We start from the raw sequence: 10676 nt of genomic DNA, 5'->3' as shown, positions 1-10676 counted from the left end.
GAAGCTGTCGATCCGGACCCTGAAAAAGCCGGAGCCCGTTACATTGTATCCGATGTTGAAATGGCCACAGGCAAATTCTATGCAATGACAGCCTGGACTCTTGACACTGAAGGGTATTATCAGCCTTACTGGACAGGTAGCAGTTACCAGTACCTCCCTTCCACACGCTACTTCAATTCCATGGAATCGAGGCTACACATTCTGGACGGAAACGGGCTTAAGCAGTACCGTCTTGTTCATGAAACCTGGGCATACCAGACTCAGGGAGAAGTCCTGTACAAACAGGTCTATAATTACCTTTATGGAAGCAGTATTCCTGAAGTGGATACCGGATACGTAAAGATTTTTGAGTACGTCAAAGGCGCCAGAATTACAGGAACAGCATCTCCTGAAGAGACCGTCAACATCAACACTACAATTTTAACAGGTCAGGGAAGAACCTTTGAATATTCTCAGTCCACAACCTCGGACTCTGAAGGCAGGTATGAGTTTATTGTGCCTTATTCAACCGAAGGTCCAATCTCAGGAGAAACCCAGTTCGATACTGCTCCTGCAGGCCCGTATGTCGTAAGTTACGGAGATACGACTGAAGAAGTAAGGGTTAGTGAAGAAGCAGTACTGAAAGGAGAAGAAGTAAAGGTGTAAACGGCAGCAGAAGCCATAAATAGAGTCTACTAAGCGATATAAACCCTTGAGAGGCGCGGAAATATTTAAACTGCGCCTCTTTCCTGGGCTTCTTACTTTTTATGTGCTTTATCTGTCGTAAGTTTTTTTCCGAGAGTTTCCTATTGTGATGAATTACGGCTTTTTATGATTATCTTTGCTCTTTAGTCTCCCGTTTCAGCTTTCTATTCTGAAAGTCCGTTCTTATTATGGGATGAAGGCACTGTAGAATTAATAACCAAGATAAAATTATAAACCTCTGAATTGAATTAATACAATCTGTTTTACTTTCTTTTCACATAAATTATATATTTGATTGCAAAATTTACTTCTAGGGAAGCACTATGAATTCTGAAAGTCGTCCTGCAACAACGTTAAAGTCTAAAATCAAGTCCAGCTTGCCTTATACTCTGGCAGTTGCGATAATAGGTTTTGTATCCCTCTGGATAAGAATGCGTACTTATGATTCTGTTTTCTTATCCAATGGGTTTGTAAGGTTTTTAACCAATGACGCCTGGTACCATATGCGGACGTTAAATGTTCTTCTTGAAAACTATCCTCACAGGATGTTTTTCAACCCTATGACCAACTATCCCAATGGCAGTTACATCCATTTTGGCCCTCTTTATGACCAGATGATGGCCATAACATCCCTGATTTTAGGGATGGGAAACCCGGGTCAGCATCTGGTTGATACTGTTGGAGCTTGTTTCCCTGCAGTGCTGGGAGCTCTTACTGTCATTCCTGTTTACTATATAGGAAAGTATCTGGGAGGCCGTAAAACCGGTATACTGGCTGCAATCTTAATCGCTTTTGCTCCGGGGCAGTTTTTGCAGCGTTCGCTGCTTGGTTTTACTGATCACCATGTAGCAGAATCTTTGTTCAGCACTCTCTTCATAATGTTTTTCATGCTGGCAATAATTACTGCAAAGAAAAAAAATCTGCGTTTTGAAGATGTATTAAATAAAAATCTCTCTGTCATTAAAGAGCCGCTTATCTATTCCGTTATTGCCGGTGTCATGTATTCTGCGTATCAGCTTTCGTGGCCTGGAGCTTCTCTCTTCTTACTTGTTGCTATGGTTTATGCTGTGGTACAGTATGTCCTTGATAACTTCCATGGCGAGTCAGGTGATTACCTCGGGTTTACAGGTATAATCACATTCCTTGTAAGTGCAATTCTCATACTTCCTTTCATCCATCCTGACATGGGTTTTTCAATGTATTATTATACATGGTTCCATGTTGCCGCAGCTATCGGAGCAATGGCGGGATTTGCGGCTTTAAGTTTTGTTCAAAGGGAGTTTAAAAAAAGAAATTTAAAAACTTACTACTATCCAGTGGTAATACTCGGGCTTGGAATACTGGCACTGCTTGCAACAAAAATTGTGTCTCCATCTATTTTCTCCCTTATTATAAACGCTCCCAATTCTGTGTTTGGAGTTCTGAAGGGCGGAGCAGCCACAATTGGTGAAGCTTCCTCTATGTTCTATTATGGTGATACTTTTACTCTATCGAAAGCCTTTTCAAACTTCACAGCCTCTGGATTTTTTGCCTCAATTCTTGGTATGATTGTTCTTCTTGTGGGCATCTTCCGGAAAGCAAAACCCGAAGAAGTTCTGGTTCTGATATGGAGCCTTTTAATGTTTTTTGCAATTTACGGCCAGAACCGCTTTGCATACTATTATTCTATAAATGTTTCAGTTCTCAGTGCTTATCTTGGAGGCCTGCTTCTTGAGAAAGTAAAATGGAGCCAGCTTGATGAAAAGTTTAAAGAAACTGTAAAGTCTCCTGCAGACCTTCCTGGTTTCTTGAAATTTGTCAGAATAGAGCAGGTTCTTGCAGTCCTGGCTATAGCAGCTGTTCTTGTCTACCCTGCATTTGGAGCTGCACTGGAGCAGTCAACTGCTTCAGGTGACCCGAACGAGCCCTGGATAGAAGCCTGCCTGTGGCTCAAATCCTATACCCCTGACCCTGGCATGGATTACAATGCCATTTATGAAGCTCCTGAAGACGGAGAGTCTTTCGATTACCCCGATTCTGCATACGGCGTCATGTCCTGGTGGGATTACGGCCATTATATAGAAACTATCGGCCACCGTATGCCAAACGCCAATCCTTTCCAGGCTGGAATTGGAGGGCGCGGAAGTAGTATTAACGAAACAAACATGCCCGGTGCTGCACCCTTTTTCACAGCCCAATCCGAAGAAGAGGCAACATCAGTTCTTGAAGCTGTCGATCCGGACCCTGAAAAAGCCGGAGCCCGTTACATTGTATCCGATGAGAGAATGGCTACAGATATATTTCTGGCAATGCCCGAATGGACCCTTGATACTGAAGGATACATGGAGCCTTTCTGGACAGGGAGTGAGTACCAGTACCTTCCATCCAAACGTTACTTCGATTCAATGGAGTCGAGGCTGCATTTTCTTGACGGAAACGGTCTTAAGCAATACCGTCTTGTTCATGAGACCTGGGCATATCAGACCTCTGAAGTAGGATATAAACAGGTCTATAATTACCTTTATGGAAGCAGTATTCCTGAAGTGGATACCGGATACGTAAAGATTTTTGAGTACGTCAAAGGCGCCAGAATTACAGGAACAGCATCTCCTGAAGAGACCGTCAACATCAACACTACAATTTTAACAGGTCAGGGAAGAACCTTTGAATATTCTCAGTCCACAACCTCGGACTCTGAAGGCAGGTATGAGTTTATTGTGCCTTATTCAACCGAAGGTCCAATCTCAGGAGAAACCCAGTTCGATACTGCTCCTGCAGGCCCGTATGTCGTAAGTTACGGAGATACGACTGAAGAAGTAAGGGTTAGTGAAGAAGCAGTACTGAAAGGAGAAGAAGTAAAAGTCTGAAAATATATCTGCAGTTAGAAGCAAAAGCTACAGCAGTAAAGTAAAAACTACAGCAGTAAGATGTGTATCTCTTTTGTGCGCATCTTTTTTCTTCTGATTTTTAATTCTCCTTTATTTTTTCCTTTTTATATCCGCCATCTAGATATACTATTAAAAAAACCTAACTTCAAAGGTGATGTGTGATGGAAAACCCTATTAAAGGTCGGGTCTGGAAATTCGGAAGCGATATAGATACCGATGTAATTATCCCGGGGAAATACCTGCGGACAAAGGATATGCAGGTCTTTGCGGCCCACGCCATGGAAGGTATCGACCCCGAGTTCTCAAATAAAACAAAACCCGGAGATATTATTGTCGCAGGGGACAATTTCGGGTGCGGGTCCTCAAGAGAACAGGCGCCTCTAGCTTTGAAGCACGCTGGAATAGCCTGCATTGTGGCAAAGTCTTTTGCAAGGATCTTTTTCAGAAATGCGATTAACGTGGGTCTGCCCCTTATGGAAGCTGACATTGAATGCGAGGCAGGGGACGAAATCGAGGTTGACCTGCTCAAAGGTGAGGTCAAAGTTTCCGGAAAAGGCGTGTTTAAAGGTAATAAACTGCCTGACTTCCTTCTCGAGATGCTCACGGACGGCGGGCTTGTTGCCCATAGAAAAAAAGTACAGAGCCAGCAGAAAGAATAACAGGTTTAACACATTTGTTGAAGCAGTATAATTAATTAAACATGCTTCCTATGGAACCTGATCAATGGGTCGGTCAGATCAGTCAGATAAACAGCACAAACAGCCGATATTTATGATTTTTCCAGATGAGTACAAACAAGTGGGAGTAACAAAAGCACTTCCTGCAGGTAGTGAAGAGTTAATTTATTTCCTTACTGAGTACCTGATCGAAGAAAGGAAGAATACAGAAACAGGCATTTCTGAGTATGCAGTTTACCATGTTAAAAAAAGCGGAGACGGGCTTCTCAGAAAGGTTGAAGCCCTTGAGCTGATTGCTTCAGGAGAAGAGGTTATCAAATATGGAAGGGAATTAAATATAAAAGACCGTGCCCTCCTGATTGAAACAGCGTTAAAACTCTGCACTGGCAAAGTAAATACTGTTATTTTTACGGGGGTGGACAGACATGTTACTATTGTCCATGAGCCGGACCCTTCCGTTATTCTCGAAATAGAAATTCTTGATGTTGCTCCACCTGAGCCTGCATGGCTTTCTCAGGTTGTGAGGAGGCTTGAAGCCAGCGGGATTTTCGGAGATCTTCAGGTCAGGTTTACTGAAAAAATAATCGACCTCAGGCGCTTTGAAGGAGAAAAAACTGTTTTTCCATGCAGTGCATCAGGTCTTGAAGGAAAATGCCTGGACTCGGACACTCTGACTGAAAACGGGCATCTGCTTGTAGGGTGTGAAATCTCAAAAATCCTTTTTGAAATGCGTTTTCCTGAACTTGAATACTCCTTCGTAAATATCTGCCCATTTAAATCCGAAATAGTCGTGCCTTCAAAAGCCTTTATCACGCGCTGCTGCAGATCTGAAAAGTCAGGGCTTGTAAATATTTCAGGGTTTGAAGGGGCGGTTGTCCACTGGGGAGCATCGGAATACCAGGTTGCCGAAGCGATCAGAAATCTTGTAACAAGACTCAGGAGTTAAAACGGTTCACTGAAGGACCTGTAAATGCAGCCAGAAACCTTTAAGTGCCAGGTCATTTATTATCCGAAACTCATGTGTAAAACGAAGGCGGAGTAACTTTTCGATGTCTTTTCTAACAAATTTTCTTTTAGGACTCGGGCTTGCAATGGATGCTTTTGCAGTTTCCATGTCAAGCGGCACTACAGTTCGGCCTTTTCGGGTCAATGATGCCCTTAAGCTTGCTGTCTTTTTTGGAAGCTTTCAGGCTGTGATGCCGGTACTGGGCTGGCTTGGAGGAAGTGCAGTAAGCGGTTTTGTTTCGGACTACGCCCCCTGGATTGCATTCGGACTTCTGGCTTTTATCGGGGGCAAAATGATCTACGAGGCTCTTTACGGAGACCCGGATGGAAAGGTAAATTCCCTTAATTACTCAGTGCTTTTCCTTTTAGCAGTTGCAACAAGCATAGACGCCCTTGCAGTTGGGATAAGCTTTGCTTTTCTGGGTACGCCTATTCTTGAGCCGGTAATCATCATAGGCTGTGTGACCTTTGTCATGTCCTTTTTAGGGGCAGTTCTGGGATACAGAATAGGCCATTTCTTTGAACACGAGGTTGAGATCCTTGGAGGGCTGATCCTGATAGGTCTTGGCGTAAAAATACTTGCTGAACACATGCTCTGGATCTGAAAAATAACTTAGAATCTGAAAAAGTTACGCCAGATTCATATACCTCAAGCCATAGATGCAGTACCATGAAACTCGCAGTAATCGAAGGCGATGGAATCGGAAGGGAAGTAATTCCGGCAGCTGTTGAGGTTCTGGACGCTTTCGGGCTTGAACTAGAAAAAGTGCCTCTGGAACTCGGCTATGCAAGGTGGGAAAGAACAGGCACTGCAATGTCAGAAGAAGACCTCGATACCATAAAAAGCTGTGATGCGGTGCTTTTCGGGGCGGTTACAACAGTTCCTGACCCGAGTTATAAAAGCGTGCTCCTTACCATCCGGAAAGAACTTGACCTCTATGCCAATGTCCGTCCTGTAAAACCACTCCCGGGAGTATCAGGCGTTACCGGAAAAAGCGATTTCGATTTTATCATTGTGAGGGAAAATACCGAGGGTCTGTACTCAGGAATCGAGGAGATAGGTCCTGACATTTCCTGGACAAAGAGGGTGGTTACCCGTAAAGGCTCTGAGAGGATTGCAGAATACGCCTGCCAGCTTGCAAAAAAAAGGTCTAACAAATTAACCATTGTCCATAAATCCAACGTCCTGAAGTCAGACAAACTTTTCCTTGATGTTTGCAGGCAAACTGCAAATTCTTACGGAGTTGAGTATAATGACATGCTCGTTGACTCCATGGCTTACAGCCTTATGATGCGCCCCGAAAAGTACGATGTTGTGGTCACTACCAACCTTTTCGGAGATATCCTGAGCGATATGTGTGCAGCTCTTGTCGGAAGCCTTGGGCTTGTCCCGAGCGCCAATATAGGGGAAAAATACGCTTTCTTCGAACCTGTGCACGGGAGTGCTCCTGACATTGCAGGAAAAGGAATTTCAAACCCTCTTGCTGCAATTCTCTGCGTGAAAATGCTGCTCGAATGGACGGGCAGACCCGAAGCCAGGCTGATTGATGACGCGATAGCCGATATCCTTTCGAAACAGATTATTACTCCTGACCTCGGAGGCAGGGCAAGCACGGCAGAAGTCGGGCATTCGGTTGCAAAATATGTAATACAGAACCTGTAACATCGGGATCTGTATTTATTTCATTTTTGATCGTTTTTTGTGCTCAATAACTCACGGATAAGATCCGTTTTTTTCCTGGTTATGTCTCAGGATGAGCTCCACAATAATAACTTCTTTATGGTTTTGTTCACTGCTGTTTAAGCCAGCCCGAACCTTCTGGCAGTCTTCTCTAAAAAATTCAAAACGTTCAAAGTACTGTGCTCTCTCAACAAGATATCCAAAATATTCGTCCATAATTATCCCTTTCCCATACAGTACTTCAGCTTCATATCTTATAAATTTTGTGAGTTCCCTTCAAAAATACTAAAAATGTTTATACCGCCAATACTAATATTTTTTAGAAATATCATGTGAGGAACGTGCATGAACAAAAACAATCTTCTGATAGTCTTAACTCTTTTATCAGTTACTCTCTTTTCAGGCTGCTCCGGTTTTACTGAAAATTCTTCCAGACAATCTGGCAGTACTGAGAATATTGAGAACTCATACTCAGGTATTCGCGGAAACGGCTCTGACGTGCTATATCAGATATCAACAATCGATGCCCTGCTCCAGGGAGTTTACGATGGGGTTCTGCCTGTTGCGGAACTTGAAACTCATGGAGACTTTGGTATAGGGACTTTTGACGGGCTCGAAGGGGAAATGCTTGCCCTTGACGGCAATTACTATCAGATCAAAACAGATGGAATTGCCTATCCTGTATCCGGGGAAACAACAACTCCTTTTGCCACTGTCACCTATTTTGAAGCTGATGAAAATTTCCGGATTGAAGAACCTGCAAACCTTACCGAACTTGAAGCCTTTCTTGACCTTAACCTGCCTTCAGAAAACCTCTTTTACGCAGTCCGGGTTGACGGGAACTTCTCTTACGTAAAAGCGCGGAGTGTGCCCAGACAGGAAAAACCTTATCCTGAACTTGCGGATGCGGTATCTGCCCAGGCTGTCTTTGAATTTGAAAACATAAGCGGCACTCTGGCAGGATTCAGGACGCCTGAATACGCAAAAGGCGTAAATGTGCCGGGATATCACCTTCACTTCATTACATCGGACAGAAGTGCAGGAGGGCATGTGCTGGAACTTGAAATGGAAAACGGAGACGCTGCCTTCGACATCACCAGAGAATTTTTAATGGAACTTCCTGCCAGCGGAGATTTTTATAGCGTGGAGCTGGGTCAGGACCTTCAGGATGATCTCGAAAAGGTAGAAAAGTAATCCCGAGCCCGCCACTTTATATTATTTTCCTTCGCTCTTCGAAGGAAAGTTCCCCTTTCATTTTACTATTTTTAGCCTCAATATTCCCCAACAATCTTGTATTTCTTTTCCCCCACTCCCTCCTTATTTTTTCATTTAATCCTTTACTTCTTCTAAAATAAATTTTCCGTTTTGTCATGTCTGATCCTGTAAATTTTTCAGGTCTGTAAGTTCTGTTTCTATTATTCTATTTTTATTTTCTGTTCTTCTATTTCCTCTTCATTTTATTCTTTTATTTTTTTTGTTGAGATGTAAATCTCAACATTCCGCCTTTTTAGAGATTTTGCAGCTTTTACTATCCTGATACTGTTTAAATCTATTATTCCCTGCACAACTGTTAACTCAGGTCCAGCCTCACATGTTCAGCACTGAAACTTTCATCTTCAGGTTCATTCCAGATATATTCCCGAACTGTCCGGAAATATCCCTGTTTCTGAAGCTCTCAAACTGTTCATAGTACTGAGCGCGTTCAACCAATCCTTTGAATATCTCTTCCATTGTATTCACCTCTATTCCTGAAAACTACTTCTGTACTTATTAACCTCCGCCAAGCAGGGTGAAAGTATTTTTTGATTGAGCCCGGAGACTGAAGATTTCAAATATAGATGGCTGCAGGTCATGAAAATCTCTCAGAAAATATCTCTCAGGAAATAACATTGTGGAACTTCTGGAAAAGTTCTCATACAAAGAAAAGTATGGCTGGAAGCCTCAAACTTGATTAAAATGAGTTTAAACAGGTTACGAGTTTAAACGGATTACTGAAAATCGATTTAACGATTTTTCGCTATTGCTGCAAGCTGCTCCCCCAGTTTTCTGCACCTCTCCAGTTCCCTGCCATATGGTCTGTAGCGGACCTGCAGCCCGGGTTCAAGCACTTCTATTCCTGCCTCTTTTAATCCCTGTTCTATTGCTTTTACCGCTCCCCCTCCCCAGCCATATGAGCCGAATGCCACAGCTTTTTTCTTCTGGGGGCGCAGGCCTTTGAGATATATAAGAAAATCCCCCACTGCTGGAAAGAGCCCGTTATTAAGGGTTGGCGAGCCCACTGCAAAGGCAGCTGTATCGAGCATCTCTTTCATTATATAGCTCCTGCTGTTTTTCCGGAGATTAAGAAGCTTTACCTCAACCCCCTCGATGCGGACGGTTTCGGCAATCTCATTTGCCATTATCTCAGTGCTGCCCCACATTGTATCATATATAACAAGCACTTTTTCCTTTACTTCCCCGTTAGCCCACGTTTTGTATGCCTCAAGGATTTTTTTGAGATCCTGTTTCCATATGATTCCATGGGAAGGGGCAATTTGCAGAGGCTCCACTCCAAGTTTGTCAAGAACTCCCAGAAAGCGAAGAACTGGCATGTGAAAAGGCATCACTATGTTTGCATAATATTCAGCAGCATCAGGAAGGACATCTCCCACTTCAAAATCATACCTCTTTGAGCTAGCTACATGCTGCCCAAAGCCGTAGTTTGAGAAGAGGATTCTGTCCTCTTTCAGGAAAGTTTCCATGCTGTCAGGCCAGTGCAGCATTGTAGTTTCGAGGAACATGAGGGTCTTGCCCCCAAGGTCCAGCTCGTCACCTGTTTTGACAATCTCAAGATCCCAGTTCTCACTTCCGAAATCTCTGAAGTAGCCGTTAAGAAAATCGGCTCCCCTTCTTGTAATGAAGATCTTTGCGCTGGTTTGTTTTTTAATCTCTGCAAGAGAGCCTGCATAGTCAGGTTCCATATGGTTTACTACAATGTAGTCGAGCTTTGAAGGGTCGATTATCCTGGTAATGCGCCTCAGCATCTCTCCTGCAAAGGGAGCCTTTACGGTATCAATGAGGGCAGTCTTTTCTCCAGCAACAAGGTAGGAGTTGTAGCTTGTCCCACATGGAGTGGTAAACCCGTGAAAGTCCCGGCCGTTCCAGTCAATTGCCCCTGTCCAGTAAACCCCTCTGGAAAGTTCAACGGTTCCGCCTGGTTTTTCAGATCCCATATGCTTCCGACCTTAATCTTTCAGGTCTGCATGCGGAACTGAGTGATGTCTTCAAGGTAGCTGTCAATCATCTCGTAGTGGCTTCTTTCATACATTGACAGCATCTCAAAGAAATTTTTCTGATTATCATCTTCGGCTCTTTTTGCCAGTTCAGAATAGAAATCCTCACTTTTTCTCTCATGCCTCATGGCTGCGAGCAGAATACCTGCATCTCCAGGAGTTATCTCTCCAGCCTTTGTTCTGCCTGTATCGAACTCAGGGCTGAATGACTGCCCGCTCGGAACCCGAGTACTGATTGCAGGCAGTTCCTTCTTATCGCGGTATCCTTCGAGATAACCAATATGCTTTACTTCCTCACCTGCAAGCTGCTCATAAAGCTCCCTGAATTTTGGGTTTTCCATCCGGGCAGCCTGCTGCATGTAGAAGTCTCTTGCTTCTTTTTCTCTCTCAATTGCCAGAGCCAGAGCTTCTTCAATCCCCTTAAGGTTCTTTACTTCCTCTACTGTGTTCTGATATGCGCTTTTCATACCTTTTACCCCCTCTTATTTTT

The 10676-nt window shown here is 43.6% G+C and carries 11 protein-coding genes and 1 pseudogene; 7 read left to right on the top strand and 5 right to left on the bottom strand.

Going from position 1 to position 10676, the window contains the following annotated elements; translation table 11 throughout:
- The 6 genes and pseudogenes from PLL47_RS05440 to PLL47_RS05415 form a co-directional block, all read left to right on the top strand.
- Positions 1-645 (top strand): annotated as a pseudogene (locus tag PLL47_RS05440) (oligosaccharyl transferase, archaeosortase A system-associated); the annotation flags it as partial.
- 362 nt (positions 646-1007) lie between these two features.
- Positions 1008-3530 carry an oligosaccharyl transferase, archaeosortase A system-associated gene (locus PLL47_RS05435; RefSeq protein ID WP_324445187.1) on the top strand — a complete coding sequence of 841 codons (2523 nt, stop codon included), beginning with the start codon at positions 1008-1010 and terminating at the stop codon, positions 3528-3530.
- 182 nt (positions 3531-3712) lie between these two features.
- Entirely contained in the window at positions 3713-4210 is a 498-nt protein-coding gene (gene hacB, locus PLL47_RS05430; RefSeq protein WP_324445186.1) for a homoaconitase small subunit, read from the top strand.
- 112 nt (positions 4211-4322) lie between these two features.
- Positions 4323-5174, top strand: a complete 852-nt coding sequence (locus PLL47_RS05425; RefSeq protein ID WP_324445185.1) for a DUF7714 family protein — start codon at positions 4323-4325, stop codon at positions 5172-5174.
- A gap of 103 nt (positions 5175-5277) precedes the next feature.
- Positions 5278-5838, top strand: a complete 561-nt coding sequence (locus PLL47_RS05420; RefSeq protein ID WP_324445184.1) for a manganese efflux pump MntP — start codon at positions 5278-5280, stop codon at positions 5836-5838.
- Positions 5839-5903: 65 nt separating this feature from the next.
- Positions 5904-6896 carry an isocitrate/isopropylmalate dehydrogenase family protein gene (locus tag PLL47_RS05415; RefSeq protein WP_324445183.1) on the top strand — a complete coding sequence of 331 codons (993 nt, stop codon included), beginning with the start codon at positions 5904-5906 and terminating at the stop codon, positions 6894-6896.
- Positions 6897-6947: 51 nt separating this feature from the next.
- Here PLL47_RS05415 and PLL47_RS05410 read toward each other — a convergent pair whose 3' ends face one another.
- Positions 6948-7130: a hypothetical protein gene (locus tag PLL47_RS05410; RefSeq protein ID WP_324445182.1), complete on the bottom strand. Its 183-nt coding sequence runs from the start codon at positions 7128-7130 to the stop codon at positions 6948-6950.
- A gap of 129 nt (positions 7131-7259) precedes the next feature.
- Here PLL47_RS05410 and budA point away from each other — a divergent pair, with 129 nt between their 5' ends.
- On the top strand, positions 7260-8108 hold the full coding sequence (gene budA / locus PLL47_RS05405; RefSeq protein ID WP_324445181.1) for an acetolactate decarboxylase: 849 nt from the start codon (positions 7260-7262) through the stop codon (positions 8106-8108).
- A gap of 16 nt (positions 8109-8124) precedes the next feature.
- Here the strand turns inward: budA and PLL47_RS05400 are convergent, their stop codons facing one another.
- From PLL47_RS05400 to PLL47_RS05385, 4 genes are all read right to left on the bottom strand, one after another.
- Entirely contained in the window at positions 8125-8286 is a 162-nt protein-coding gene (locus PLL47_RS05400) for a hypothetical protein (RefSeq protein ID WP_324445180.1), read from the bottom strand.
- A 215-nt stretch (positions 8287-8501) separates the two neighbouring features.
- On the bottom strand, positions 8502-8645 hold the full coding sequence (locus PLL47_RS05395; RefSeq protein WP_324445179.1) for a hypothetical protein: 144 nt from the start codon (positions 8643-8645) through the stop codon (positions 8502-8504).
- A 272-nt stretch (positions 8646-8917) separates the two neighbouring features.
- Positions 8918-10126: an FprA family A-type flavoprotein gene (locus tag PLL47_RS05390; protein WP_324445178.1), complete on the bottom strand. Its 1209-nt coding sequence runs from the start codon at positions 10124-10126 to the stop codon at positions 8918-8920.
- 20 nt (positions 10127-10146) lie between these two features.
- A complete protein-coding gene (locus PLL47_RS05385; protein WP_324445177.1) occupies positions 10147-10653 on the bottom strand; it encodes a ferritin family protein in 507 nt (168 codons plus the stop codon).
- Between the last annotated feature and the right edge of the window lie 23 nt (positions 10654-10676).

This window comes from Methanosarcina sp. (assembly GCF_035390745.1).
Classification (GTDB): Archaea; Halobacteriota; Methanosarcinia; order Methanosarcinales; family Methanosarcinaceae; genus Methanosarcina.
This window is presented reverse-complemented; position numbering and strand designations above follow the sequence as displayed.

Excerpts from the sequence above, each read along its gene's own strand:
- PLL47_RS05435 (WP_324445187.1), top strand. The coding sequence starts at position 1,008 with ATGAATTCTGAAAGTCGTCCTGCAACAACGTTAAAGTCTAAAATCAAG.
- hacB (WP_324445186.1), top strand. The coding sequence starts at position 3,713 with ATGGAAAACCCTATTAAAGGTCGGGTCTGGAAATTCGGAAGCGATATA.
- PLL47_RS05425 (WP_324445185.1), top strand. The coding sequence starts at position 4,323 with ATGATTTTTCCAGATGAGTACAAACAAGTGGGAGTAACAAAAGCACTT.
- PLL47_RS05420 (WP_324445184.1), top strand. The coding sequence starts at position 5,278 with ATGTCTTTTCTAACAAATTTTCTTTTAGGACTCGGGCTTGCAATGGAT.
- PLL47_RS05415 (WP_324445183.1), top strand. The coding sequence starts at position 5,904 with ATGAAACTCGCAGTAATCGAAGGCGATGGAATCGGAAGGGAAGTAATT.
- PLL47_RS05410 (WP_324445182.1), bottom strand. The coding sequence starts at position 7,130 with ATGGACGAATATTTTGGATATCTTGTTGAGAGAGCACAGTACTTTGAA.
- budA (WP_324445181.1), top strand. The coding sequence starts at position 7,260 with ATGAACAAAAACAATCTTCTGATAGTCTTAACTCTTTTATCAGTTACT.
- PLL47_RS05400 (WP_324445180.1), bottom strand. The coding sequence starts at position 8,286 with ATGACAAAACGGAAAATTTATTTTAGAAGAAGTAAAGGATTAAATGAA.
- PLL47_RS05395 (WP_324445179.1), bottom strand. The coding sequence starts at position 8,645 with ATGGAAGAGATATTCAAAGGATTGGTTGAACGCGCTCAGTACTATGAA.
- PLL47_RS05390 (WP_324445178.1), bottom strand. The coding sequence starts at position 10,126 with ATGGGATCTGAAAAACCAGGCGGAACCGTTGAACTTTCCAGAGGGGTT.
- PLL47_RS05385 (WP_324445177.1), bottom strand. The coding sequence starts at position 10,653 with ATGAAAAGCGCATATCAGAACACAGTAGAGGAAGTAAAGAACCTTAAG.